The organism is Klebsiella pneumoniae (genome assembly GCF_000742135.1).
Taxonomy (GTDB): Bacteria; Pseudomonadota; Gammaproteobacteria; order Enterobacterales; family Enterobacteriaceae; genus Klebsiella; species Klebsiella pneumoniae.
The window spans coordinates 252,704-278,803 of the sequence record NZ_KN046818.1 but is presented as its reverse complement, the minus strand read 5'-3'; the positions used below and the strand labels follow the sequence as shown (position 1 = coordinate 278,803).

Here is a 26,100-nt window from a genome sequence, read left to right as displayed (position 1 = left end):
TTAAATATATGTCAAACAAACGTTAAGAGTAGGGGTTTTGACAGCTTTGTTTGTTAATTGGGGGGCAGATCACGCAATGATTAAACTGGGTGAAATTTCATCAAATGAAACTTTGAAGCGAAATAATTACGCAAATGAATTTATAGAAACGGAAGCTGTGAAATTTTTTTTATTACAAATACTTATGCAATATAACTGGGGGAAATTCGCTGCTTTATGCATAAAAGCAGAGGAAAGCCCTGTTCTTAAAGGCTTGCGCAGCATGCCGTGCAAATGATACTGATATTGCGCGTTAAATAACCCCACAAAGCAACGCAACACAATTCATACCCCCTGCAGTGGGTACCATGACGAAAAGGAATGGTGCCTTTCATTGAGGAAGTCAGTAGTGAAGAAAACAAAAAAAGTCAGTCTGGCTTGGCAAATTTTGCTAGCCCTGGTGCTGGGTATCCTTCTGGGCAGTTATCTGCATTACCACGCTGAAAGTCGCGATTGGTTAATTAGCAATTTGCTGACGCCGGCGGGCGATATCTTTATCCATCTGATTAAAATGATCGTGGTCCCGATTGTCATTTCGACCCTGGTGGTCGGGATTGCCGGCGTGGGTGACGCCAAACAGTTAGGGCGGATCGGTGCCAAAACCATTATCTATTTCGAAGTGATCACCACGGTGGCGATTGTGCTGGGTATCACCCTGGCCAACGTCTTCCAGCCGGGGACGGGCATTGATATGTCGCAGCTGGCGGCAGTTGATATTTCGAAATATCAGAACACCACCGCCGAAGTGCAGAGCCATGCGCACGGCCTGATGGGCACCATCCTGTCGCTGGTGCCGACCAATATCGTGGCATCGATGGCGAAAGGCGATATGCTGCCGATTATCTTCTTCTCGGTGCTGTTTGGCCTGGGGCTCTCCTCGCTGCCGGCGACCCACCGTGAGCCGCTGGTGACGGTCTTCCGCTCTATCTCCGAGACCATGTTTAAAGTCACCCATATGGTGATGCGCTATGCGCCGGTCGGGGTATTCGCCCTGATTTCGGTAACCGTCGCCACCTTCGGTTTCGCCTCGCTGTGGCCGCTGGCCAAGCTAGTGTTGCTGGTTTACTTTGCGATCCTGTTCTTCGCGCTGGTGGTGCTGGGGATTGTCGCGCGCCTGTGTGGTCTGAGCATCTGGATCCTGATCCGCATCCTGAAAGATGAGCTGATTCTGGCTTATTCTACCGCCAGTTCGGAGAGCGTACTGCCGCGCATTATTGAGAAGATGGAAGCCTACGGCGCGCCGGCGTCGATCACCAGCTTTGTGGTGCCGACCGGTTACTCCTTCAACCTCGATGGTTCAACGCTGTATCAGAGCATCGCGGCGATCTTTATCGCCCAGCTGTACGGTATTGACCTCTCTATCTGGCAGGAGATTACCCTGGTGCTGACCCTGATGGTGACCTCGAAAGGGATCGCCGGCGTGCCGGGCGTCTCCTTCGTGGTGCTGCTGGCCACCCTGGGTAGCGTCGGGATCCCGCTGGAAGGGCTTGCCTTTATTGCCGGCGTCGACCGTATCCTCGATATGGCGCGTACCGCGCTGAACGTGGTGGGTAATGCGCTGGCGGTGCTGGTTATCGCCAAGTGGGAGCATAAGTTCGATCGCAAAAAAGCGCTGGCCTATGAACGCGAAGTGCTGGGCAAGTTTGATAAAACCGCCCAATAAAACACAAAGCCCGGCGCGATAGCGCCGGGCTTTTTCTTATCCTTTACTAATCCGGTCAAACTCTTCGCAGCCGGTATCAAACCCCTCCAGGCAACTGACGTTGAGCCAGTGCAGCGCCTTCTGCTTATTCGGTTCGATAAAGCCTTTCTCTCCCTGCTGGAACATCATCCCGGCCCAGTATTCGGCATAGCCGGTGCGGGAAAGTGATGAACTGCCTTTAAAGTATTCACTTGCTTTCACATCATCCTCCGGGCCGTGTACGCCGCTGGCGTAGATCAGCCCCAGCAGCATCTGGGCATCTACCGCCGCATCGCTTTCGCTATCCCGGGCAGCATCCTGCAGCAGCGTGATGGCGTGCGCTACGTCGGTGGCGCCAGCCTGACGGTTGACCAGCACCCGCGCGAGGACGATCTCTCCGGATTTACTGCCGGCCTCGACGGCTTTTTCCGCCAGCTGGCGGGCCTGCGGATAGTCCGCCTGTTGGGGGTTACGGATTTTGAGCTGCGCCAGCAGCGCCAGCGCATCGCCATCGCCCTGGGCGGCCGCCTTCTGCGCCCAGTATTCGGCTTTTTGATAATCGCCGGAGCTGACCCAGGTATCGGCAAGGTAATATTGCGCGCGTCGATCGCCGGCTTCGGCCTGCTGTTGATACTGACTGCCAGGTTCGGTGGCCACCGCTGCGCCGCTGGTGAAAACCAGTAGAAATAAAAAGAGGTATTTCATTTGTATTTATTATCAGTAAGGAACATAGCGCGCAGTATAAAGGGAGGCGAAAAAGAAGAAAATGGCGGGTATCGGTAGGTAGGGCCGATTTGCGCTACCTGACCGTAGGCCCGCGCAAGCGCAGCGCCGCCGGGCGACAGACTGTGGACACGGAGCCGTTTATGTGCCGGGTGGCGGCTGCGCCTGACCCGGCCTACGCATCGCGCGAGCCGGGTCAGACCGCCGAACCTTAACCCATCGCGCTTTCGCGCAGGCGGGATTTCAGCTTGTTGTACTCGTCGATCACGTACTGTTCCGCGGCGCGCTGATCGGCAATCCGCTCAACGTTGACCGCGCAGTACTTGTACTCCGGCGTTTTGGTTATCGGACTCAGGTTCTCTGAGACCAGTTCGTTACAGGCGCCGATCCACCACTGGTAGGTCATGTACACCGCGCCTTTATTCGGCCGATCGCTGACCTGCGCGCGGGTGATGATGCGCCCCTTACGCGAATTGACCCATACCAGCTCTTCATCTTCAATGCCTAGCCGTTCGGCGTCGGCGGTGTTGATTTGCGCATAGCCTGGTTCATCCGCCAGCGCCGCCAGCGCCGCGCAGTTACCGGTCATTGAACGGCACGAGTAATGGCCGACCTCGCGCACCGTCGACAATACCATCGGGTACTCATCGGTAAGCTTATCGATCGGCGCGACCCAGTCGCAGGTGAAGAACTGCGCCAGTCCGTTCGGGGTATCGAACTTCTCTTTAAACAGATATGACGTCCCCTGATCGGCGTCGGACTCATCGCGGCACGGCCACATGACATAGCCGAGCTCACCCATTTTCTCGTAGGTGGCGCCGTAGAAGTCCGGGCACAGATGCCGCAACTCGTCCCAGATCTCCTGGGTGTTGTTGTAATGCATCGGATAGCCCATCCGGGTGGCGATTTCGCTGATGATCTGCCAGTCGGTTTTCAGGTCCCACTTCGGCTCCACCGCTTTAAAGAAGCGCTGGAAGCCGCGGTCCGCTGCGGTATACACGCCTTCGTGCTCGCCCCACGAGGTGGACGGCAGGATGACGTCAGCCGCGGAGGCGGTTTTGGTCATGAAAATGTCCTGGACGATAACCAGTTCCAGATCGTCGAACGCTTTGCGGACCGCCGAGAGTTCGGCGTCGGTCTGCAGCGGATCCTCACCCATAATGTACGCCGCCCGCACTTCACCGTGCGCCGCGCGGTGCGGCAATTCGCTGATGCGATAGCCGGTATGCGCAGGCAGGCTTTCCACGCCCCAGGCTTTGGCGAATTTTTCGCGGTTCTCCGGGAACTTGACGTACTGATAGCCCGGATAGGTATCCGGTAGCGCACCCATATCGCAGGCGCCCTGAACGTTGTTCTGGCCGCGTACCGGGTTGACGCCGACGCTCGGCTTGCCGAGGTTGCCGGTGAGGATCGCGAGGCTGGTCAGCGACCGCACCGTCTCCACGCCCTGGTAGAACTGGGTGACGCCCATGCCCCACAGGATGGCGGCGGATTTGGCGCTGGCATACATCCGGGCGCAGGCGCGGATCTCCTGGGCGCTGACCCCGGTGATCTCCTCCACCGACTCCGGCGTATAGCCTTCAACGATTTTGCGATACTCCTCGAAGCCTTCGGAACGGCTGGCGACGAAGGATTTATCGTACAGATCCTCTTCAATAATCACGTGGCCAATGGCGTTGAGCAGCGCGATGTTCGAGCCGTTCTTCAGCGCAATGTGCATATCGGCGATGCGCGCGGTTTCAATTTTGCGCGGGTCGCAGACGATAATTTTCGCCCCGTTGCGTTTAGCGTTAATGACGTGATTCGCCACGATAGGGTGGGAATCCGCCGGGTTGTAACCGAAGATAAACACCAGATCGGTGTTATCAATCTCCGTGATGGCATTACTCATGGCGCCGTTACCGACCGACTGGTGCAGACCTGCAACCGAAGGGCCGTGTCAGACGCGAGCGCAGCAGTCGACGTTATTGGTACCAATAACGGCGCGCGCGAATTTTTGCATCACATAGTTGGTTTCATTACCGGTGCCGCGGGAGGAGCCGGTGGTTTGGATCGCATCCGGGCCATATTTGGCTTTAATGGCGCTGAGGCGGGTGGCGACGTAATCCAGCGCCTCGTCCCAGGAGACGGCTTCCAGCTTGCCGCCGCGTTGACGGCGGATCATGGGGGTTTTCAGGCGCGGCGTTAGGATCTGGGTATCGTTAATGAAGTCCCAGCCATAATAGCCCTTCAGGCACAGGGTTCCCTGGTTGGTTTTCCCCTGCGCCGCTTCAGCCCGAACGATTTTGCCGTTATCGACCACCAGGTTGATTTTGCAACCTGATGCGCAATACGGGCAAACCGTGACGACTTTTTTCATCGGTCTTGCTCCAGTTATTCAATGGGCGCGTTTGCGCTATCGCGCCGTCACTATGCATCTTCTATGCCATATTTTCATTGTGGGTATTCCTTGATGATACGCGGGTTTTTTGGGCGGAATGCTGACGAAAAACAGCCTGTCGACAGATTTGACGTGTCGATACCCTGGAGATGTGACGGCGCTTGAAAAAATGTCACCGGGAGAGGAATTTGTCGGCGCAGGCTTGCAGAATCGATCAGACTGACACTAATTCCCGGCGGGCAGAGGCAAAAATGAAACCAGTCATTTTAGTGGTGGATGATGACAGGGCAATGGGCGAGCTGCTCAGCGATGTGCTCGGCGCGCACGCGTTTGAAGTGCTTGTCAGCCAGACCGGCAACGACGCGCTGACGACGGTGGCGCAGCGGGCGGATATCGCGCTGGTCTTACTGGATATGATCCTGCCGGATACCCATGGCCTGCAGGTGCTCCAGCAGCTGCAGCGCACGCGGCCTGAGCTGCCGGTGGTGATGCTCTCCGGTCTGGGCAGTGAGTCTGATGTGGTGGTGGGCCTGGAGATGGGCGCCGATGATTACATCGCCAAACCGTTCAGCTCGCGGGTGGTGGTCGCCCGGGTGAAAGCGGTACTGCGACGCAGTGGGGCGCTGGCCGGCGAGGCGTCGGGCGCCGGTGCTGGCCTGACGTTTAACGGCTGGCGGCTGGATACCACGCGCTGTGAACTGTATAACCCGCAGCAGCAGGCGATCCCGCTGACCCAGGGAGAATATGGCCTGCTGCTGGCGCTGGCGCAGAACGCGCGCCGGGTATTGAATCGCGAACAGCTGCTGGCGCTGACTCATAACGAAAGCACCGAGGTATTCGACCGGACCATCGATGTGCTGATCATGCGCCTGCGGCGCAAAATTGAGCTCAACCCGCATCAGCCGACGTTGATTAAAACCCTGCGCGGTCTGGGCTATGTCTTTTCCGCCGACGTGACCCACAGCGAGAAGGCGGCGTAGGGCGGGTTTGCTGCCAACCCGCTGTTGACTTTATTTGGCGCAGGGAGTTTACTTTTTTTATTAAAGTGACACTCTGGGTTAATCTATGGCAACAAAATTAAACTGGCTGCTGCAAAACAGCGCTCCCGGAGATGTGATCCTTCAGTCCTGGTTAAGCCAGCATGCCATCTCTCCCTCTCTGGCCTTTAAATACGCGCAAAGTGGCTGGTTAAAAAAAAGAGGCAACGGCGTATATGCGCGTGCGGGACGTGAGCCGGAGTGGAACGATGCATTAGCATGTTTGCAAAATCAGCTTGCCGCTCCGGTGTATGTTGCGGGGCTCAGTAGCTTAGTCTGGCAGGGCCGTTCACACTATCTACAGCTAAAACAAAACCAGTGCTGGCTTAGTGTGGAAAATAAAGCGCTGCTGCCGAAATGGTTCAGGGAATTCCCGGGTGTGGAGTGGATAGTCATATCGGGGAAAAAACTGCCGGTGCTGGATGATAGATACCGTGTAACGCTTGATATAAAAGGGAAAAAACTCATCGGCAGTGCGCCAGAACTGGCTGCTTACGAGTTGCTGAGCGCGGTGCCGGGGACCCTCTCATTTAACCACGCTGCAGAGCTTTTCCAGGGGCTGGTTAATCTTAATCCTCGTAAAGTAGAGTATCTTCTTTCCGTCAGCCAGTCCGTGCAGGCCAAGCGTTTGTATCTCTTCTTCGCCAGTTTTTACGAGCATGGCTGGCTCAAACGAATCGATAGCCAAAAAATCGATCTGGGAGCGGGCAAGCGGCAAATCGTGGAAAATGGAAAGTTCAATGCTCAATACCAAATCACAGTGCCTGAACGCTTTCAAAAGGAATAAAAAATATGGATATACAGGCGCCTTATTATCGGCAGGTTGCTCTGCTAATGCAGGTTTTACCCTATGTTGCTGTCGAACGGGAATTTGCGCTGAAAGGTGGCACTGCCATCAATCTCTTTATCCGCGATTTCCCTCGATTATCGGTGGATATCGACCTCGCCTGGGTGCCCCTGGAAAGCAGAGCCATCGCTTTACCTCATATACGGGATGCGCTTGCACGTATTGCCGCCAATCTGCAACAACAGGCAGGTATGAGCGCTGTATTACAAGCTAATCGTTCAGATGAGATGCGTGTCATTGTTACTACCGATAGCGCGCAAATAAAGATAGAGGTTTCACCGGTCGCCCGGGGAACATTATATCCACCACAGGAGCGAGAAGTGGTGGGGGCGGTAGAGGACGTTTTTGGCTATGCCAGCCTTCCAGTGGTTTCGTTGCCTGACCTCTACGGTGGAAAATTATGCGCGGCGCTGGATCGCCAGCATCCCAGAGATTTTTATGACGTGAAATTACTTCTTGATGCGCAGGAGCTTGACCGTCCCATTTTCAATGGGTTTATCGCGTATTTACTGAGCCATAATCGGCCTCTGGCTGAAGTGCTGAATCCTCGCTGGAAAGATATTGCTGAACCTTTTTACCGTGAATTCAGCGGGATGACATTTGAGACGATAGCCTTGGAGGAACTGACAGCAGTCCCCAACAGGATGATTGCTGCGTTAAAATCCTGTTTCACACAACAGGATGTCGATTTTTTACTGTCATTTAAACGAGGCGAACCAGACTGGCGTTTAGCGCCGGAAATGCGTATTCAGGATTTGCCTGCCGTGCAGTGGAAATTGCGCAATATTCATCAGATGCCAGCGATAAAACGCGCTGAGTCATTAGATAAACTGGAAAAGGTGCTGGCCGAGTGGCGCAGTTAGTTACCTGGCCCGCCCTTGTTGAACTCAGCGTAAAACAGGCGTGATTTGAATAAACCGTATCCCTTTTCTCGCCATGACACGCCGTTCTCCTGTGGCATCGCCCTGATAGCGGGATCTACTCGATCTAAACATTCTGCAACTGAATAAACGTCTGCAGCTCAGGGAGCGTTTTGGCGCCGTCGATCGCGTTGGCGGCCTGCAGGCTGGCGCGGGCGCAGGCGTGGGCCAGCTGCAGACTGGCGGTTAACGGCCAGCGTTCGTGGCTGCCGTACAGCAGGCCGGCGCAGAAGGCGTCCCCCGCGCCGACGCTGCCGATAATCTCCTCCGGCGGCAGCCGCCATGACGGTACCCAGCGCCCGGCTTCGGTACGGGAGACGCCCCATGCCCCCTCCGGACAATGGATCACTACCCGCTGGCGTACGCCGGCGTCAAGCAATGCGCTGGCGGCGCGGGCGATATTGGCGACGTGCGGCTCGCCGTTGGGTAGACGAATCTCCAGCCCGCTAAACTCGCTGGCTTCCAGTTCATTGATGGTCAGGTAGTCAAGATGCTTCAGCGCCGGCAGGACCAGCGGCCGGTAGCGCGGGTCGCCCTTGCGCGACACCAGATCGAGGGACACCTCATAGCCTCGCTCGCGCATCTGCGCCAGCAGTCGCGCGCTGCGGGTGCCGTACACTTCATCGGGGCGATCGAGGCTTTCGAGCAGCAGCAGATAGCCGAGATGGAAAATTTTCAGCGGCGCATCCAGCGGCTCAAAAGCCGGGAGATCAAGCAGGCGGTTGGCGCCGGGAGAATGAAAGAAAGTGCGCTGGCCTTCGGCGTCGGTCATCACCTGGGTCATCGAGGTGGGGGCGGAGCTGGTGCGCTGTACGAGCTGGCGATTGATATGGTACTGATCGAGCATGGCGGTGATGTAGTCGCCATCGTTATCCTCGCCAATCAGGCCGACCGCCTGCAGCGTCAGCCCGGCGTGCATTTTGGCCAGGGTCAGCAGGACATTCAGCGGCGCGCCGCCGGTGGCGCGTTCGCTATGGACAATTTCCACCAGCCAGCCGCGCTCCGGCCACTGCCCGATCTGGTGGACATGATCGACCAGCATGTTGCCTGCGGCAATAATGCCTTTCCGTTCCATGATCGCTACTCCGCGCCGTCATATTCGTTAAGCGTAGCGCACAATCGGCGGAACGATTGTGCGCCGGGTTGCGCTTATTTCACGGTCCAGCCTTTGTAAGAGCTGACGTTATTTTTGTCGATCATCGTCACCGGGATCAGTACCGGCGCGGTCGGCGCCGGTTTGCCCTGCAGGATGTCGTAGCCAATCTCCACCGCCTTCGCTGCCATCACCTGTGGGTCCTGCGCTGGGGTGGCGACGAACAGCGAGTTCTTACGCTTCAGCGCCTCTTCGCCGTCCGGGCTGCCGTCGACGCCGACGATGAAGAACTCGCTGCGCTGCGCCTGTTTCGCTGCCAGATCGGCACCAATCGCCGTCGGATCGTTGATCGCGAACACGCCGTCAATCTTCGGATTGGCCGCCAGCAGGGAGGTCATCACCTCCAGGCCGCCTTCCCGGCTGCCTTTGGCGTTCTGGTTGGCGGAGAGGATTTTAATGTCCGGGTGTTTTTTGAACTCCGTTTCGCAGCCTTCGACGCGGTTTTGTACGGCGGAGACCGGCGGCCCGTTGATGATCACCACGTTGCCTTTGTTGTTCAGGCGGTCGCTAATGTATTTACAGGCCAGCTCGCCCGCCTGGGTGTTATCGGAGGTGATGGTGGCGTCGGCCCCTTCGGCGGCGACGTCAACCGCCACCACCACGATCCCGGCCTCTTTGGCCCGCTTCACCGCCGGGCCAATGCCTTTCGAATCGGCGGCGTTGAGGATGATCATATCGACTTTGGCGGCGATAAAGTTATCGATCTGCGCCACCTGCTGGCCCAGATCGTAGCCGCTGGAGACCAGCGTCACTTTGACGTTATCCCCCGCCAGTTTGCGGGCCTCCAGCTCCGCCCCTTTGGTGATCTGTACAAAGAACGGGTTGGCAAGGTCGCCCACCGTCACGCCAATCGCTTTCAGCTCTTTGGCCGACGCAAAAGGGGAGGCGGCCAGCAGCGCGCCAGCACACAGCGCGGTGACTATCGGTTTTAAACGCATTCGCTTTTCCTCGCAGGTAAGATGTTGTTGTTATGCACTTTGATGATGTCGGGTACGGTATTTGTCGATCAGCACCGCAATGATGATCACCGCCCCTTTGATCACCAGTTGCCAGAAGTAGGAGACCCCCATCAGGGTCATGCCGTTATTGAGGGTGGCGATAATTAGCGCCCCCACCAGCGTACCGGTGATGGTGCCGATACCGCCGACGAAGCTGGTGCCGCCGAGAATGACCGCGGCGATGGCGTCCAGCTCGTAGCCGACGCCGAGGTTGCCGTTGGCGCTGTACAGCCGCGAAGCGCTCATCACCCCGCCAAGGCCGGAGAGCAGGCCGCTCATGCCATAGACAAACAGCAGCACCAGCCAGACTTTGATGCCGGTCAGCCGCGCCGCCTGCATGTTGCCGCCCACCGCGTAGATATGCACCCCAAGGGTGGTGCGGCGCAGGATAAACCAGCACATCGCGATCACCGCCAGGGCGATGACTACCAGCCAGGGCACCGGGCCGAGGTAGTCATTGCCGATCCACTCGAAGCTGATATCGGAGTTGATCACCGTGGTGCCGTCGGCCAGCAGATAGGCGGCGCCGCGCAGCGCCGTGTAGGTGCCGAGGGTGACGATAAACGGCGGTAGCCCGGCGAAGGCGACCAGCGCGCCGTTGAACAGGCCGAGCAGCAGGCCGAGCATCAGCGCCGCCGGAATCGACAGCAACGCAAACTCCGGGATCAGCGACACCACCATCGCGGCCACTGCGGTGGTGCCAAGGATGGAGCCGACGGAAAGGTCAATGCCGCCGGTGAGGATGATGAAGGTCATTCCCGCCGCCAGCACAATGTTGATCGAGGCCTGGCGGGTGATATTCAGCAGATTGCTTTCCGTGAAAAAGTTGGGGGCGATAAAGCCGAAAACGGCGACGATCAGGATGAGGATCGGCAGAATGCCGACGGTCTGCATCAGGTCGCCCATCAACATTTTTTTCGCCGAAGCGGATTTCGCGACCGGCGCGGAGTTCTCTTTCGGTATGCTCATAGTTGCCCTGCCTTAAGGTGAGAATCGGTCACGCCGGTGGCCAGCGTCATGATACTTTCCTGGCTAATATCACCGGCCTGTAGCTCGCCGGCGATAACGCCCTCGCGCATCACATAGACCCGGTCGCTCATGCCCACCACTTCGGGCAGCTCGCTGGAGATCATCAGAATGGCGACGCCCTGGCGCGCCATGTCGTTCATGATGCGGTAAATTTCGCTTTTCGCGCCGACGTCGACGCCGCGGGTGGGTTCATCAAGGATTAGAATGCGCGGGCCAATCGCCACCCAGCGCGAAATTAACAGCTTCTGCTGGTTGCCGCCGGACAGTCCACCGGCGCGCACCTGGGCGTGCGGCACGCGGATGTTAAGCAACTGGATGGCGTCATCGGAGATGGTTTGCGCCTTCCGGCGGTTGAGCATCCCCCAGGTCGCGTCGCGCTCCAGCGTCGCCATGGTGATGTTTTCCTGGGCTGCCAGTTCGAGAAACAACCCCTGTTCTTTGCGGTTTTCGGTCAGAAAGCCGATCCCGAGGTCGATGGCTTCCCGCGGCGAGTGGATCACCACCGGCTCGCCGTCAATCTCAATCACCCCGGCGGTGGCTTTGCGCACCCCGAAGATCAGCTGCGCCAGTTCGGAACGCCCGGCGCCGACCAGCCCGGCGAGGCCGACGATTTCGCCGGCATGCACCACCAGGCTGCTGGGCTTAATCTTGCCGCCATCGGTCAGATCCTCGACCCGCAGGCGCGGCTGGCCGCGGGGAATGTCCCGTTCTTTATTGAAGAGATCGCTGAGCGGCCGACCGACCATCATGCGCACCAGCTCCGGCGCGTTGAGCTTGTCGCGCACCAGGCTGCCGACATACTGCCCATCGCGCAGGACGCTGACCCGGTCGGAGAGCTCATACACTTCCGCCATGCGGTGGCTGATATAGATGATCGCCATCCCCTCATCGCGCAGGCGCAGGATGAGCTCGAACAGGCGCTGGGTTTCCCGCGAGGAGAGGGCGGCGGTGGGTTCATCCATCACCAGAATGCGGCTTTGACGGTGCAGGGCGCGGGCGATCTCCACCTGCTGTTGTTCGGCGATGGTCAGGGTCATCACCCGGTCGCTGGCTTTGAACTGGGCGCCGAGACGGTCGATCACCGCCTGCGCCTGGCTGAGCATGGCTTTGCGCTGCACCAGACCACCGCGCGCCAGCTCGCTGCCGAGGAAAATGTTTTCCGCGACGGTCAGGTTCGGCGCCAGCTGCATCTCCTGGTAGATCAACGTGATCCCGGCGGCCAGCGCGTCCTTGGGGCCGCGGATCGTTTGCGGTTTTCCGTCGATCAGGATCTCGCCGCTGGTGGCGGTATAGGCGCCGGCGAGGATCTTCATCAGCGTGCTTTTTCCGGCGCCGTTCTCCCCCATCAGGGCATGGATCTCGCCGGGCCAGACCGTCAGGTCGACGCCCTTCAGCGCGTAGAATTTGCCAAAAGCTTTGGCGATATGGCGCATTTCCAGTACCGGGGTGGCGGTCATCGCGGCGCTCCTGTCTGTAAGAACAATAGCTGCAGTCCACCACCGGAAAATAAATGCAGAATGTCAGAATCCATTCATATTTGTCATAGTGATAAATAGTTAACCGCGATCACAGTTACGCGGCGTCATTTTCTGCACCGTCACGCTTATCTGCCGACCGATCCTTCACCGGAGTTGTTATGACCGCTCGCCGACACCCGTTTTTCACCAGCGCCCGTGGCCGCCTGCTCTCCTTTAATCTGCTGATGGGCGTGGTCACCCTGTTGGTCAGCGGCGTGGCGGTGTTCGGCTTTCACCACGCCAGCCAGCTGCAGGAGCAGGTGCAGCGCCAGACTCTCAACGACATGCGCGGCAGTATGGATCTGGCGCGGGACACGGCGAATGTCGCCACGGCGGCGGTGCGCCTGTCGCAGGTGGTGGGGGCGCTGGAGTACAAAAGCGAAGCGGAACGGCTGCTGGCGACGCAGCAGGCGCTGAAGCACTCGCTGGCCCAGCTGGCGGCGGCCCCGCTGGCGCAGCAGGAGCAGGCGCGGGTGGCCAATATTATTCGCCTCAGCAACGCGCTGCAGCAGAGCGTGGCGGAGATGCTGGAGCGCGGCCAGCGCCGCCATCTGCAGCGCAATGCGCTGCTGAGTTCGCTTTACCAGAATCAGAGTAACCTGCGCCATCTCGCCGATCTTAACGATCGCGGCGGGGATAAGGCGATCGATCCGCGCCGGCTGGCCGAGATGGACCGGCTGATCGTGGCTGCGATCCATACCGTCACGCCGCGGTCGATCGTCCTGCAACTCGACCAGCTGCGCGGCGCCCTGCCGACACGCAGCGCCGATCCCGCGCTGGCGTTTGTCCTCCCTGATGTGACCCGCGAGCTGGCGACGCTGGCCCCGCTGTCGGCCCAGCTGGAGGAGAGCGACCTGACGATCAGCTGGTACATGTATCACATCAAAGCGCTGGTCGCGTTGCTTAACGAAGATATCAATCAGTACGTGACCCGGGTGGCGGAAGCCTCAGAGCAGCGGGCGGCGCAGAGCCATCGGGAGCTGCGCTCCATCAGTATGTTTATTCTGCTTTCCGCGCTGCTGGCGCTGGCGATCACCGGCTGCGCCGGGTGGTACATCTACCGTAATCTCGGCTCGAACCTGACCGCCATCTCGCGGGCGATGTCGCGGCTGGCTCAGGGAGAGCCGAACGTCTCGGTGCCGGCCCTGCAGCGGCGCGACGAGCTGGGGGAGCTGGCGCGGGCCTTTAACGTTTTCGCCCGCAATATGGCGTCGCTGGAGCACACCACCCGGCTGCTGAAAGAGAAGACCAACCAGATGGAGATCGATCGGATTAAGCGCCAGGAGCTGGAGGAGGCGCTGCTGCATAGTCAGAAGATGAAGGCCGTCGGCCAGCTGACCGGAGGTCTGGCGCATGACTTTAACAACCTGCTGGCGGTGATTATCGGCAGCCTTGAGCTGGTGGAGCCGGATGCGCGCGATGCGCCGCGCCTCTCCAGGGCGCTGAAGGCGGCGGAGCGTGGGGCGCTTCTGACCCAGCGGCTGCTGGCCTTTTCACGCAAGCAGGCGCTGCATCCCCAGGCGGTGGCGATGGCGCCGCTACTGGAGAACCTCAGCGAGCTGATGCGTCACTCCCTGCCGGCGACCTTAAGCCTGGAGATTGAGGCGCAGTCGCCGGCGTGGCCGGCATGGATAGACGTTGGCCAGCTGGAAAACGCCCTGATCAATCTGGTGATGAACGCCCGCGACGCCATGGCGGGGCGCGACGGGGTCATCAAAATACGTACCTGGAATCAGCGGGTCACCCGCAGCAGCGGCCAGCGGCAGGATATGGTGGCCCTGGAGGTGATCGATCATGGCAGCGGGATGTCGCAGGCGGTGAAAGCCCGGGTGTTTGAACCTTTCTTCACCACCAAAGCCACCGGCAGCGGCAGCGGCCTGGGGCTGTCGATGGTGTATGGCTTTGTGCGCCAGTCTGGCGGCCGGGTGGCGCTGGAGAGCGCGCCGGGGCAGGGGACGACGGTGCGGCTGCAGCTGCCGCGAGCGTTGACCGAGGTTGAGAAGGAGGTGGCGCCAGCGGTGGACGAGCCGCCCCCGGCGGGCGAGCGGCTGGCGCTGGTGCTGGAAGATGAAGAGGATGTCCGCCAGACGCTATGTGAACAGCTGCATCAGCTGGGCTGGCTGACGCTGGAAACCGCCAGCGGTGAAGAGGCGCTGCAGCTGCTGGAGGCCTCGCCGGATATTGCCCTGCTGATTAGCGATCTGATGCTGCCCGGCGCCCTGAGCGGCGCCGATGTGATCCATACCGCCCGACGCCGCTTTCCGGCGCTGCCGGTGCTACTGATCAGCGGCCAGGATTTGCGTCCAGCGCAGAACCCGGCCCTGCCGGAGGTTGAGTGGCTGCGTAAGCCGTTTACCCGCGCCCAGCTGGCGCAGGCGCTGAGCGCGGCGTACGCGAGGATTTGAGATTCCTCCGCTACCCGGGTTTCATGCGGATGATTAAGGTAGCGGCAGGACTCTGATGAGATTGGCCCCGATGAAACGTTACGCAACCGCACTGCTCTTTTGCACTCTGTCGCTGACCAGCCTGGCCGCTCGCGCCGATATTATCGATGACGCGATCGGCAATATTCAGCAAGCCATTAACGACGCCTATAACCCGGGCAGCAGTCGCTCCGATGACGACGACAGATACGATGACGATGGCCGGTATGATGACGGGCGCTATCAGGGGAGCCGTCAGCAGAGCCGTGACAGTCAGCGCCAGTATGACGAGCGGCAACGCCAGCTGGACGAGCGCCGCCGCCAGCTGGATGAACGCCAGCGTCAGCTCGACCGCGATCGTCGTCAGTTAGAAAGCGACCAGCGTCGTCTGGATGATAGCTACTGATCGCCCCCCGCAGGCCAGCGCTTAATCCAGCGCTATTTCCATCCCGTCATAGCCCGCTTCGAAACCTGTCGGCAGCGGGTTATCCATCATCCAGACGTCAAACTGGTGGCTGATATGGGTGAGGATCACCCGCGGACAGCCAATGACCTGGTTAAGGCTGCGGACGGTGTTTAGATCGTTATGGTTACGCGGGGTCTGCGCGCGCGGCTCATGACTGCAGTCGATGATCATCGCCTGCGGGCGGTTATTGAGCAAAAACTTCAGCGTCTTGTCCGGCAGCCCGGCGGTATCCGAGAGCCAGGCCAGCCGGCTGTGGGCCGACTCCAGCAGATAACCAAAGGTCAGCTTCGAGTGATTAAGGGGTAGGGGCGTCACCCGCAGCCCCTGCAGGTTAAACATCACAAACGGCGTGACGGTATGGCTAAAGTCAAGCAGACCGGGGTGTTTGAGCAGATCGTCGCAGCCGGCGTCATCCGGCGGGCCATAGACCGGAATCGACGCGCCGACTCCCCAGCGCAGCGGAAACAGCCCCTGCACATGATCCAGATGGTAGTGGGTCAGCAGCACCTGTTGAAAGCTGCCGGCGGGATGATGTTCCATCAGATCCGGTCGTCCGGCATCGAGCAGCGTCACGGCGCTGTTGAACGTGACCACTCCGCTACAGGGGCGGCGTCGGTGGCTCTCCTCGCGGCGGGCGCGGCGGCAGGCCGCGCAGTCGCAGCCGAAGACCGGCACCAGCTGAGCGCCGCCGGTGCCGGTTAAGCGGAGGGTCAGGCTCATCGTATCACCTTTTGTTTATACCAGTTGATCCGCTTCGCGCGCCACGTGGCTGCGCAGCAGGCGGAAAAATTCATCGACCGATTGTCGGAGACTGCCGTCGTTATTCAATGTCAGGCAGTTGTCCGGCTTATAGCGCGCGGCGCGGTCCAGACGCTGGGCGATTTCCAGCGCGTTTTCCCGGCCGCGCTGCTCCAGCCGCTGGCGCAGCACCGGCGGCGAGACGGCGAGACAGATCGGCACCAGCACCTCGCCGTAACGTTCCCGGGCCAGCGCCAGGTGGGCGCGGGAGCCGTTGGCCACCACGTCAAAGCCGGCGTGCAGCCAGAGGTCGATCTCCACGCCAATGCCATAGTAAGTATTGTTGGCGTGCCAGCTGAGAGCAAAAAGATGCTGCTCGGCGCGGGTAAAAAACTCATGTTCGCTCAGGGCGATATGATTCTCGCTGCCCGCGTTAAACGGGCGGGTTATGTAACGATGGGCCACCAGCAGCTGCGGGTGCTCGCGCTGGCGCAGCGCCGCCAGCAGGCTATCTTTACCGGAGCCGGAGGGGCCCACCAGCCAAATCAGTTTTCCTGGCATTAAAAGACCCTCTTTCCCTGGCGCCAGACATGGTCGATCTGGATATGTTCGCCGCGACGGTGCGCCAGCACCAGGTCGGCGCGTTTCCCCTCGGCGATGACGCCGCGATCGTCAAGGCCCAGCGCCTGCGCCGGATGCTGACTGACCAGACGGATCGCCTGTGGCAGGGTGAAGGCATTGTCCTCGGCGTCGGCGATGCGGAAAGCGGCATCCAGCAGGCTGGCGGGGTAATAGTCAGATGAGAGGATGTCCAGCAAACCGTGGCTCGCCAGCTGGTGGGCGGCGACGTTGCCGGAGTGGGAACCGCCGCGCACGATATTCGGCGCCCCCATCAGGACGTGCATCCCGTGCTGACGTGAAGCCTGCGCCGCGGCCAGCGTGGTGGGAAACTCGGCGATCACGCTCCCTAGCTGGTGGGATTCGGCCACATGCGCTTCGGTGGCGTCGTCGTGGCTGGCGAGGGCGATACGGCGGGCGCGGCACATGGCGGCGATGGTCTGGCGATTGGGCTGCGACCAGGTGGCGGCCAGAGCCATCTGCTCGGCTTCAAAACGGTCCATTTCGTCATGCGTCAGATGATATTTGCCCTGATAATAATCGCGGTACTTGCTGCGATCGGCGTACTGACGCTGGCCCGGCGAGTGGTCCATCAGAGAGACCATGCTCACCGACTCGCGATCGATCAGTTTTTCAAACAGCGGCAGCGTGGTGTGATGCGGCAGCTCGCAGCGCAGGTGCCGGCGGTGTTCGGCGCGGTTGAGACCGCGCTTTTGCGTCTCCTCCACGGCATTGACCATCTTCTCCAGATTCTCAAGACGATCGCCGCCATCGCGCACGTCGCCAATCGCCACGGCGTCCAGCACGGTGGTGATGCCGCTGGCGACCATCATGGCGTCATGGCTGCTCATCGCCGAGTGGGCCGGCCAGTCTACCTTCGGCCGCGGGGTAAAGAACTTGTCGAGGTTATCGGTATGCAGCTCGATAAGGCCCGGCAGCAGCCAGCCGCCTTCCCCATCCAGCGCCTGCGGCAGCCGGCTCTGGCTTTCGGCGAAGGCGAGGATGCGACCGTCCTGGACTTCCAGCGAACCGTGGACCACCTCGTCGTCGAGAACCAGTTTTACGTTATTGATAATCATGCTGTCATTCCCATAGAGTGCAGTCGGTCGGCGACCTGACGGCGTACCCCTTCGTCATGGAAAATCCCCACGATGGCCGCGCCGCGCGCTTTGGCATCGTGGATCAGGTTGACCACGGCAGCACTGTTTTTGTCATCCAGTGAGGCGGTGGGTTCATCAAGGAGCAGGATCGGATAGTCGACCGCAAAACCGCGGGCGATGTTGACCCGCTGCTGCTCGCCGCCGGAAAAGGTGGACGGCGCAAGGTGCCACAGGCGTTCCGGAACGTTGAGGCGGGTCAGGATCTGGGCGGCTTTCGCGGCGCTCGCTTCGCGCGGCGTCCCAAGATCGAGCAGCGGCTGCATCACCACCTCCAGCGCCGAAATGCGCGGGATCACCCGTAGAAACTGGCTGACCCAGCCGATGGTGATTTTGCGCACTTCCAGCACCTTGCGTGGGGTGGCGGTGACCAGGTCCGCCCATTCGTCGCCGTGGCGGATATGGATATGGCCGCTGTCCGGCAGATAATTGGCGTACAGCGAACGCAGCAGGGTCGATTTGCCGCTGCCGGAGTGACCGTGGAGCACCACGCACTCCCCGGCGTTAACGGTCAGCGAGGCGTCGGCCAGCACCGGCAGACGCACGCCGTGCTGCTGGTGCAGAACAAAGGTTTTATGGACGTTTTCAACGCGGATCATGTTAGCTCTCACGAGGTTGAGTTGCCGGGTGGCGCGTCGCTTACCCGACCTACGAATAACGCACCTGTGGGCCGGGTAAGGCGCAGCCGCCACCCGGCAAAACAGCATTAATTCTGCAACACCGACGACACCAGCAGCTGGGTGTAAGGATGGTGCGGATCGTCGAGCACCCGGTCGGTTAAGCCACTCTCCACCACCTGGCCCTGCTTCATCACCAGCAGACGGTTCGCCAGCAGGCGAGCGACGCCGAGATCGTGGGTAACAATCACCACCGCCAGATTCAGCTCCACCGCCAGGCCGCGCAGCAGGTCTAGCAGCCGCGCCTGCACGGACACATCCAGCCCGCCGGTGGGTTCATCCATAAACACCAGCTTCGGCTGGGTGACCAGATTGCGGGCGATCTGCAGACGCTGCTGCATGCCGCCGGAGAAGGTGGTGGGCAGGTCGTCGATGCGCGAGGGGGGGATCTCCACCTCCTGCAGCCACTTTTCGGCGGTGGCGCGAATGTTGCCGTAGTGGCGGGCGCCGGTGGCCATGAGCCGTTCGCCGATGTTGCCCCCCGCTGAGACCTGGCGACGCAGACCGTCCATCGGGTGCTGGTGCACCACGCCCCATTCGGTGCGCAACAGGCGTCGGCGTTCGGCTTCGCTCATGGCGTACAGCGAGCGCTGCTGGTACAGCACCTCGCCCTGCTGCGGCGTCAGGCGGGCGGAGATTGCCTTCAGCAGGGTGGTTTTACCGGAGCCGGACTCGCCGACGATGCCGAGCACTTCTCCCGGCCACAGCTCGAAGGAGACATCGCGAAAACCTTTATCCGGGGCGTAGAGATGGGTCAGGTTATTCACAGCAAGTAATGGCTGGTTCATTTTTTCTGCCCCTCGCTCTGCTGGCGGCAATAGTCGGTATCGGAGCAGACAAACATCCGCTGGCCGCTGTCATCCAGTACCACTTCGTCGAGGTAGCTGTGGCGCGAGCCGCAGATGGCGCAGGGCTCATCCCACTCCTGCACGGTAAAGGGATGGTCGTCGAAATCGAGACTCTCCACCGGGGTATAGGGCGGCACGGCGTAGATCCGCTTTTCGCGCCCGGCGCCGAACAGCTGCAGCGCCGGCATCATGTGCATTTTCGGGTTATCGAATTTCGGGATCGGCGAAGGGTCCATCACGTAGCGGCCATTGACCTTCACCGGATAGGCGTAGGTGGTGGCGATATGGCCGAAGCGGGCGATATCTTCATACAGTTTCACCTGCATGACGCCGTACTCTTCCAGGGCGTGCATGGTGCGGGTTTCGGTTTCACGCGGCTCGATAAAGCGCAGTGGCTCCGGGATCGGCACCTGGTAGATCAGGATCTGATCCTCCACCAGCGGCGTCTCCGGGATCCGGTGGCGGGTCTGGATCAGGGTGGCGTCTTCGGTACGCTCGGTGGTGGCGACGCCGGTGACGCGCTTAAAGAACTGACGAATCGACACCGCGTTGGTGGTGTCATCCGCGCCCTGGTCAATCACCTTCAGCACGTCGTTCTCACCGATGACGCTGGCGGTCAGCTGGATGCCGCCGGTGCCCCAGCCGTAGGGCATTGGCATTTCGCGCCCGCCGAACGGCACCTGGTAGCCGGGAATCGCTACCGCTTTGAGAATAGCCCGGCGGATCATGCGCTTGGTTTGCTCGTCGAGGTAAGCAAAGTTATAGCCAGTCAGTGGGTTAGCCACGTTCGTTCTCCCGTTGCAGGCGTTTCAGCAGCGCCAGTTCGGCCTGGAAATCGACATAGTGCGGTAGCTTCAGATGCGAGACGAAGCCGGCCGCTTCGACGTTATCGGCGTGGGCCAGCACAAACTCTTCATCCTGCGCCGGGCCGGCAATCTCTTCGTCATAGTCCGGCGCCTGCAGCGCACGGTCGACCAGCGCCATGGCCATCGCTTTGCGCTCGCTCATGCCGAAGGTCAGGCCGTAGCCGCGGGTGAAGTGCGGCGGCTCCTCCTGCGGGGCGACGAAGCCATTAACCATCTCGCACTCGGTCAGCAGCAGCTCGCCAATATTGACGCTAAAGCCCAGCTCTTCCGGGACGATTTCCACCTGCACGTAGCCGCTGCGGATCTCGCCGGCAAACGGATGGTTGCGGCCATAGCCGCGCTGGGTCGAATAGGCCAGCGCCAGCAGGTAGCCTTCATCGCCGCGCATCAGCTGCTGCAGGCGCGAGGAACGCGAGCAGGGGTAGACCGGCGGGGTGCGGGTGATATCGTCGGGCGGCGTGCCGCGATCTTCCTCGGTCTTCGCCAGCCCCTGCTGCGTGAGCAGGCTAAAGACGTGCGGCGTCGGCTCTGCTTCGCCATCGGCTTGCTGCACAGACGGCGCTTCGCCGTTGGCCAGCAGGGTAAAATCGAGCAGGCGGTGGGTGTAGTCGTAAGTGGGGCCCAGCAGCTGGCCGCCGGGGATATCTTTATACACTGCGGAGATGCGGCGTTCGAGGCGCATCTCCGCGGTATTAATCGGTTCGCTGACCGCCAGCCGCGGCAGGGTGGTGCGGTAGGCGCGCAGCAGGAAGATCGCTTCGACGTTATCGCCGCTGGCCTGCTTCAGCGCCAGCGCCGCCAGTTCGCGGTCGGCGATCCCGCCCTCGGTCATCACCCGGTCCACCGCCAGGCTGAGCTGGTCGCCTATCTGTTCGACGCTCAGTTCGGGAAGCCGTCCATCGCCCCGTCGTTTCTGTTCCTGTAAGGCGTGAGCGGCGCGGATCGCCTTCTCGCCGCCCTTGACGGCAACGTACATTTAGCACACCTCCACGTGGGTGGTGCGCGGGATCGCCAGCAGGCGCTCGCCGCAGGTGAGGATCAGGTCGATGCCCAGCGGGAACGGATGCGGGCGTTCGGTTAATTCGTCGATGATGCAGTCCGGCAGCTGCGGCGCGATCATTCGCTCTTCGGCAATGCCTGCCCCGGTCAGGCGCAGCATGCGTCCGCCGCTGAGGCTGGCAAGCTGAACGATCAGTGTGACGCCGGTTTCCGGCGCGGTGACGGTGCCAGCGGAAAGGACGTTGAGCTGCTCGGCGCTGATACCGTCATTGGCGACGGCAAAAACCGCCTGCTGCGGCTGGTCCACCAGCGGCGCGCCGGTATGAAAGCGCAGATTCTGTCCCACCAGATCGTTACGCAGAGCGCTGGCGAGCCAGACCGGGGTTTCATGATCGGCAAGGGTCAACAGCAGGCTGGTGGAGGCCACGTTCAATGGCTGCCAGCCGTGCTGAAGCTGCTGCAGGGAGACAATCACCCCCGGCTCGCTCATCGCTTTCAGCAGTCGACGAAAACTGTGTTGGGCATCCTGCACAGCCAGGGTAAAAGCGGGTTGTAAGGTCATGCGTTATCTCCGCGAACCAGGGTAAAGAAGTCGACCCGGCTGGCGTTGACTTCGGCGCGTCGGGCTTCAATGCGCGCGCTGCGTAGCGCTTCCAGCGGGGTTATCAGAGTTTCCATTAAGGTGTGAAAATGGCGGGGCGACTGCAGCAGGGCGTCGATCGCCGCGCAGCGTTCAGCGTGCGGGCGGTCGCGGCCTAAGATCCAGCTGTAACCGAGGGTACCGTCAGCCAGGCGTACCGCTGCGCGGGTAAGGGTGGCGTCGCCGGCAAAGAAGCGGTCGCCGATACCGCCCATGCGGGCCTGGAGCTGTACCAGCCCGGTTTCCGGGGTGCGAATCAATTCATATTCCGGCGCCAGCTGCAGGGACTGCATGCGCGCCAGAAGGTCCTGCGGTTCACTGTGGGCCAGCACGGACATCCAGCGCTGGCGGGTGGCGGTATCGAAGTGCATTCAGTGCTCCATGGTAAATTCAATCATGTCGGCGCGGGTCAGGCTGACGGAGTACTCCGCCGTGAACGACTCGCCCTCGCGGCTATTGAGCGTGCGGACGCAGAGCAGCGGCGCCATATTGGGGATTTCCAGCAGCTTGCTCTCTTTTGCCTGCGCGCGGCGGGCGCTAATTTTGGTGCGTACGCGGGTCAGTTCGACGTCGAGCCGATCGCGTAGCAGATCGTGCAGCGAGCCGTGGCTGAAGGTCTGTAGCACCGGCCAGAAGCGCAGGTCAGCGAAGTAGTGGTCGATCAGGCACAGGGCGACGCCATTGACCCGGCGCAGGGTACGCAGGTGGATCACGTTCTCGCCCTCATTGATGCCAAAGGCCTCGGCGACATGGGCGCTGGCGGGGCGCAGCACCGACAGCAGCTTTTCGCTGGTGGGATCGCTGCCTTGTTCCAGCAGGTTTTGGCTGAAGCGCGCCTGGGCGTTAAGCGGGTAGTCGATGGGGCGCATCAGCACCAGCACACCCACGCCCTGACGGCGCTGAACCCAGCCGCGCTCAACCAGCTGGTCGATAGCCCGGCGCAGGGTGTGGCGGTTAACGTCGAAGCGCGTCGCCAGCTGCTGCTCGGCGGGCAGATAGTCGCCGCAGCGATAGTGGTGGCGCAGCTCCTGCTCAAGTCGGGCGGCGATTTCCTGATAGCGCGTGGGGTAACTGGTCGGATGTCTGGACAGGTGCATGGTCATCAAGCCTCACACAGCATAGGCGAGGAGCTTCCTCGCGTTGTGGGCCGATCCTGACCGGTTTATGTTGCATTTCGGTTAAGTGACGATGACCAAAGGATGAAGAGTTGATGCCAGGCGGATGACAGGGCGGCCGGGCCGCCCTGGGGGCGTCAGCCTTGTTTGACCACGTTGATCATCCAGGGGACGCCAAAGCGGTCGACGACTTTGCCGAAGCCGTGGGCCCAGAAGGTTTCCTGCCAGGCCATCTCAATGCGCCCGCCGACAGCCAGCGCGTCGAACCAGCGCTGGCCTTCAGCGACATCGCTGGGATCGAGGACGAGGGTGAAGCCGGCGTAATGCACATCGGGCCCGAAGGCGCTGTCGCTCAGCATCAGCTCGCCATTATTGATGCGCAGGCTGGCGTGGGCGATAGCATCATCCGCCATCTTCTGGCCAGACGGGCAGCCGTCTGACGCTTCCTGCGCCGGGGGCGGCATTTCGCCAAAGGTCATTTTAAACATCAGCTCTGCGCCCAGCGTCTGCTGGTAGAAGGCGATCGCCTCGGCGCAGTTGCCCGCAAAGGCAAGGTAGGGACTTAAGGACATGGTGAATACCTCAGTGACCGTAACCCGTAAAGCGTAGTCGCCCGGCAGGCGATTGAGCCAGACGGCAGGGAGAAAAGGGGCGCTGAAATATGACGGCAGGCGACAGTGTAAATAGCGGTTGCCGGCGAGGGAAATAACAGGATGCGCCGGTGGACAAACGGCCACCAGGATATCGGGAGCGGCGACGGTTATGTGAAAAAATAATCGTGCCGCCTACCCGAAATTAAATCAGTTCTTTTTCACAAATTCCGATTTGAGCTTCATCGGACCAAAACCGTCAATTTTGCAGTCAATATTGTGATCGCCTTCGACCAGACGGATATTTTTCACTTTGGTGCCGATTTTCAGCATCGAAGAGCTGCCTTTAACCTTCAGATCTTTCACGACGGTAACGCTGTCGCCATCGGCCAGTAAATTGCCATTGGCATCTTTAACGATCAGAATGTCGCTCTCTTCCGTCGCCTCGGCAGGGTTCCACTCATGGGCACATTCCGGGCAGATGTACATGCCGCTATCTTCATAAGTGTAAGTCGAATCGCATTTTGGGCAGTGTGGCAGTTGCATGACGCTCCTCATGATGTCGTCGAAAAACAGGACGTTGGTCCTTTAAACAGCGGCTGAGAGCCGAAAGTGGGTATGATTATAGCGCAATCACCCACTTTTGTCGGGTGTTTTTTTGCTAAAAAATAGCCGTGGTGTTATTCCGGGAAGAAGCGAATAAACGCTGAAATTAACCGCCCGAAGTGGAGCAAAATCGACGAAATAATTTCCGCGCGATCGGCAGGAAATGAACTTATTTATTTTCCGACACTCTGTAATGAGGCGGTAAATTTCTGTGAAGTTGATCGCAGATATAAACACTGTTAGGGTAAAAAAGGGGAGCAGGTCAATTTCATCAAGCATCACGATGAGCCGCTCCATTTATTCACCAGTAGCCAGAGCAGGCGTCAACAGGTTCGGTTGTACATTCTGTCAGCAGACAGTGCAGGCAAACCTGCTACGCTTGAAATGAGGAGCACAGCAATTCACCGCTCCTGACGCACGATGCGAATGGCCTTGCCATTCGGCGAAGAGGCGTGCACTCAAGGCGGAGTAGCAGAGGAAAAATATGCTTAAAAGGAAAAAAATAAAGCCCATCACCCTTAAGGATGTGACCATCATCGATGATGGTAAACTGAAAAAGGCGATCACCGCGGCCTCCCTGGGCAACGCGATGGAGTGGTTCGATTTCGGCGTCTACGGCTTTGTGGCCTACGCCTTAGGTAAAGTCTTCTTTCCCGATGCCAACCCAAGCGTGCAGATGATTGCCGCGCTGGGTACCTTCTCCGTACCATTTTTAATTCGTCCGTTAGGCGGCCTGTTCTTCGGGATGCTGGGCGATAAATATGGTCGGCAAAAAATTCTCGCGATAACTATCGTGATCATGTCGATAAGTACTTTCTGTATCGGCCTTATTCCGTCGTATGCCACGATAGGTATCTGGGCGCCGATCCTGCTGCTGCTGTGTAAAATGGCGCAAGGCTTCTCGGTTGGCGGTGAATATACCGGGGCGTCGATCTTCGTCGCGGAATACTCTCCTGACCGCAAGCGCGGCTTTATGGGCAGCTGGCTGGACTTTGGCTCCATCGCCGGGTTTGTGATGGGGGCCGGCGTGGTGGTTCTCATCTCCAGCGTGGTGGGTGAACAGAACTTTCTCGACTGGGGTTGGCGTATCCCGTTCTTCCTGGCGCTACCGTTAGGTATCATTGGTCTTTACCTGCGCCATGCGCTGGAAGAGACGCCGGCGTTCCAGCAGCATGTTGACACCATGGAGCAGGGCGACCGTGAAGGACTGCAGGACGGGCCGAAGGTCTCTTTTAAAGAGATTGCCACCAAGCACTGGCGTAGCCTGCTGACCTGTATCGGTCTGGTGATTTCCACCAACGTGACTTATTACATGCTGCTGACCTACATGCCGAGCTATCTGTCGCATAACCTGCACTACTCGGAAGATCATGGGGTGCTGATCATCATCGCTATCATGGTCGGGATGCTGTTTGTACAGCCGGTTATCGGTATGCTCAGCGACCGTTTCGGCCGTCGCCCGTTTATCCTGATTGGTAGCGTGGCGCTGTTTGCCCTGTCGATCCCGGCCTTCATTATGATCAACAGCAACGTGACTAGCCTGATCTTCGCCGGCCTGCTGCTGCTGGCGGTGGTGCTAAACTGCTTTATCGGGGTGATGGCCTCCTCGCTGCCGGCGATGTTCCCGACGCACATCCGCTTCAGCGCCCTGGCCAGCGCCTTTAACATCTCGGTGCTGATTGCCGGTCTGACGCCAACCCTGGCGGCGTGGCTGGTGGAGACCACCCAAAACCTGATGATGCCGGCGTACTACCTGATGGTTATCGCGGTGGTGGGTATGGCGACGGGCCTGTCGATGAAAGAGACGGCTAACCGTCCGCTGAAAGGGGCGACCCCGGCGGCGTCGGATATCCAGGAAGCGAAAGAAATCCTTGGCGAGCACTACGATAACATCGAGCAAAAAATCGAAGATATCGATCAGGAGATCGCCGATCTGCAGGCAAAACGGTCGCGTCTGGTGCAGCAGCATCCGCGTATCAACGACTAACCGTTTTCACTGTTAATCATGCCGCCTGGGGAAACCCCGGCGGCAT

At 59.8% G+C, this 26,100-nt stretch carries 27 protein-coding genes; 8 read left to right on the top strand and 19 right to left on the bottom strand.

What is annotated here, in order from left to right:
- The first annotated feature begins 76 nt into the window (after nt 1-76).
- The gene (locus tag DR88_RS0124975; protein WP_004146658.1) at nt 77-277 is read left to right on the top strand and encodes a hypothetical protein; all 201 of its coding nucleotides are present in this window, start codon (nt 77-79) and stop codon (nt 275-277) included.
- Between the two features lie 111 nt (nt 278-388).
- On the top strand, nt 389-1,702 hold the full coding sequence (gltP, locus tag DR88_RS23550) for a glutamate/aspartate:proton symporter GltP (RefSeq protein WP_004146659.1): 1,314 nt from the start codon (nt 389-391) through the stop codon (nt 1,700-1,702).
- A 36-nt stretch (nt 1,703-1,738) separates the two neighbouring features.
- On the opposite strand, the gene DR88_RS23555 is transcribed toward gltP, so the two are convergent.
- Nucleotides 1,739-2,425 carry a tetratricopeptide repeat protein gene (locus tag DR88_RS23555; protein WP_004151733.1) on the bottom strand — a complete coding sequence of 229 codons (687 nt, stop codon included), beginning with the start codon at nt 2,423-2,425 and terminating at the stop codon, nt 1,739-1,741.
- Between the two features lie 229 nt (nt 2,426-2,654).
- A complete protein-coding gene (locus tag DR88_RS23560) occupies nt 2,655-4,802 on the bottom strand; it encodes a formate dehydrogenase H subunit alpha, selenocysteine-containing (RefSeq protein ID WP_012737173.1) in 2,148 nt (715 codons plus the stop codon).
- Nucleotides 4,803-5,074: 272 nt separating this feature from the next.
- On the opposite strand from DR88_RS23560, the gene DR88_RS23570 reads away from it, so the two are divergent.
- The 3 genes from DR88_RS23570 (at nt 5,075) to DR88_RS23580 (ending at nt 7,570) form a co-directional block, all read left to right on the top strand.
- Nucleotides 5,075-5,803, top strand: coding sequence for a response regulator transcription factor (locus DR88_RS23570; RefSeq protein ID WP_002885152.1), 729 nt, complete (start codon nt 5,075-5,077; stop codon nt 5,801-5,803).
- 85 nt (nt 5,804-5,888) lie between these two features.
- Nucleotides 5,889-6,647, top strand: coding sequence for a type IV toxin-antitoxin system AbiEi family antitoxin (locus DR88_RS23575; protein WP_004177809.1), 759 nt, complete (start codon nt 5,889-5,891; stop codon nt 6,645-6,647).
- Nucleotides 6,648-6,652: 5 nt separating this feature from the next.
- Nucleotides 6,653-7,570: a nucleotidyl transferase AbiEii/AbiGii toxin family protein gene (locus tag DR88_RS23580; RefSeq protein WP_004146663.1), complete on the top strand. Its 918-nt coding sequence runs from the start codon at nt 6,653-6,655 to the stop codon at nt 7,568-7,570.
- A gap of 124 nt (nt 7,571-7,694) precedes the next feature.
- Here DR88_RS23580 and DR88_RS23585 read toward each other — a convergent pair whose 3' ends face one another.
- From DR88_RS23585 to DR88_RS23600, 4 genes are all read right to left on the bottom strand, one after another.
- A complete protein-coding gene (locus DR88_RS23585; protein ID WP_004146664.1) occupies nt 7,695-8,702 on the bottom strand; it encodes a carbohydrate kinase family protein in 1,008 nt (335 codons plus the stop codon).
- 74 nt (nt 8,703-8,776) lie between these two features.
- Complete coding sequence (locus DR88_RS23590) at nt 8,777-9,718, bottom strand: ABC transporter substrate-binding protein (protein ID WP_002885156.1); 942 nt, start codon at nt 9,716-9,718, stop codon at nt 8,777-8,779.
- Nucleotides 9,719-9,748: 30 nt separating this feature from the next.
- A complete protein-coding gene (locus DR88_RS23595; RefSeq protein WP_004146665.1) occupies nt 9,749-10,747 on the bottom strand; it encodes an ABC transporter permease subunit in 999 nt (332 codons plus the stop codon).
- Complete coding sequence (locus DR88_RS23600; RefSeq protein ID WP_002885173.1) at nt 10,744-12,264, bottom strand: sugar ABC transporter ATP-binding protein; 1,521 nt, start codon at nt 12,262-12,264, stop codon at nt 10,744-10,746. Before DR88_RS23600 ends, DR88_RS23595 begins: the two co-directional genes overlap by 4 nt.
- Nucleotides 12,265-12,443: 179 nt before the next feature.
- Between DR88_RS23600 and DR88_RS23605 the strand changes: the two genes are divergently transcribed.
- On the top strand, nt 12,444-14,729 hold the full coding sequence (locus DR88_RS23605) for an ATP-binding protein (protein WP_004146668.1): 2,286 nt from the start codon (nt 12,444-12,446) through the stop codon (nt 14,727-14,729).
- Nucleotides 14,730-14,799: 70 nt separating this feature from the next.
- A complete protein-coding gene (gene yjdP, locus DR88_RS23610; RefSeq protein ID WP_004151729.1) occupies nt 14,800-15,153 on the top strand; it encodes a DDRRRQL repeat protein YjdP in 354 nt (117 codons plus the stop codon).
- Nucleotides 15,154-15,174: 21 nt separating this feature from the next.
- On the opposite strand, the gene phnP is transcribed toward yjdP, so the two are convergent.
- The 13 genes from phnP to DR88_RS31660 form a co-directional block, all read right to left on the bottom strand.
- Nucleotides 15,175-15,933: a phosphonate metabolism protein PhnP gene (gene phnP, locus DR88_RS23615; RefSeq protein ID WP_004151728.1), complete on the bottom strand. Its 759-nt coding sequence runs from the start codon at nt 15,931-15,933 to the stop codon at nt 15,175-15,177.
- A gap of 15 nt (nt 15,934-15,948) precedes the next feature.
- Nucleotides 15,949-16,512, bottom strand: a complete 564-nt coding sequence (phnN, locus tag DR88_RS23620) for a ribose 1,5-bisphosphokinase (RefSeq protein WP_025862070.1) — start codon at nt 16,510-16,512, stop codon at nt 15,949-15,951.
- Nucleotides 16,512-17,648: an alpha-D-ribose 1-methylphosphonate 5-triphosphate diphosphatase gene (gene phnM, locus DR88_RS23625; protein ID WP_004146669.1), complete on the bottom strand. Its 1,137-nt coding sequence runs from the start codon at nt 17,646-17,648 to the stop codon at nt 16,512-16,514. The genes phnN and phnM overlap by 1 nt, the downstream gene beginning before the upstream one ends.
- Nucleotides 17,645-18,325, bottom strand: a complete 681-nt coding sequence (gene phnL / locus DR88_RS23630; protein WP_025862071.1) for a phosphonate C-P lyase system protein PhnL — start codon at nt 18,323-18,325, stop codon at nt 17,645-17,647. Before phnL ends, phnM begins: the two co-directional genes overlap by 4 nt.
- Before the next feature lie 107 nt (nt 18,326-18,432).
- A complete protein-coding gene (gene phnK / locus DR88_RS23635; protein ID WP_004178305.1) occupies nt 18,433-19,191 on the bottom strand; it encodes a phosphonate C-P lyase system protein PhnK in 759 nt (252 codons plus the stop codon).
- Entirely contained in the window at nt 19,188-20,036 is an 849-nt protein-coding gene (locus DR88_RS23640) for an alpha-D-ribose 1-methylphosphonate 5-phosphate C-P-lyase PhnJ (RefSeq protein ID WP_002885202.1), read from the bottom strand. The genes phnK and DR88_RS23640 overlap by 4 nt, the downstream gene beginning before the upstream one ends.
- The gene (locus DR88_RS23645; protein WP_004177786.1) at nt 20,029-21,093 is read right to left on the bottom strand and encodes a carbon-phosphorus lyase complex subunit; all 1,065 of its coding nucleotides are present in this window, start codon (nt 21,091-21,093) and stop codon (nt 20,029-20,031) included. Before DR88_RS23645 ends, DR88_RS23640 begins: the two co-directional genes overlap by 8 nt.
- Complete coding sequence (gene phnH, locus DR88_RS23650; protein ID WP_002885207.1) at nt 21,094-21,678, bottom strand: phosphonate C-P lyase system protein PhnH; 585 nt, start codon at nt 21,676-21,678, stop codon at nt 21,094-21,096.
- On the bottom strand, nt 21,675-22,127 hold the full coding sequence (phnG, locus tag DR88_RS23655) for a phosphonate C-P lyase system protein PhnG (protein ID WP_004210036.1): 453 nt from the start codon (nt 22,125-22,127) through the stop codon (nt 21,675-21,677). The genes phnH and phnG overlap by 4 nt, the downstream gene beginning before the upstream one ends.
- A complete protein-coding gene (phnF, locus tag DR88_RS23660) occupies nt 22,128-22,853 on the bottom strand; it encodes a phosphonate metabolism transcriptional regulator PhnF (RefSeq protein WP_025862072.1) in 726 nt (241 codons plus the stop codon).
- A gap of 155 nt (nt 22,854-23,008) precedes the next feature.
- On the bottom strand, nt 23,009-23,443 hold the full coding sequence (yjdN, locus tag DR88_RS23665) for a VOC family metalloprotein YjdN (protein ID WP_002885221.1): 435 nt from the start codon (nt 23,441-23,443) through the stop codon (nt 23,009-23,011).
- A 228-nt stretch (nt 23,444-23,671) separates the two neighbouring features.
- Nucleotides 23,672-24,007 (bottom strand): zinc ribbon domain-containing protein YjdM, encoded by a 336-nt coding sequence (locus DR88_RS23670; RefSeq protein WP_004177783.1) that lies wholly within the window; start codon nt 24,005-24,007, stop codon nt 23,672-23,674.
- An 87-nt stretch (nt 24,008-24,094) separates the two neighbouring features.
- Entirely contained in the window at nt 24,095-24,364 is a 270-nt protein-coding gene (locus DR88_RS31660; protein ID WP_025862073.1) for a hypothetical protein, read from the bottom strand.
- Nucleotides 24,365-24,551: 187 nt separating this feature from the next.
- Here DR88_RS31660 and proP point away from each other — a divergent pair, with 187 nt between their 5' ends.
- Nucleotides 24,552-26,054, top strand: coding sequence for a glycine betaine/L-proline transporter ProP (gene proP, locus DR88_RS23675; protein ID WP_002885227.1), 1,503 nt, complete (start codon nt 24,552-24,554; stop codon nt 26,052-26,054).
- Nucleotides 26,055-26,100: the final 46 nt, after the last annotated feature.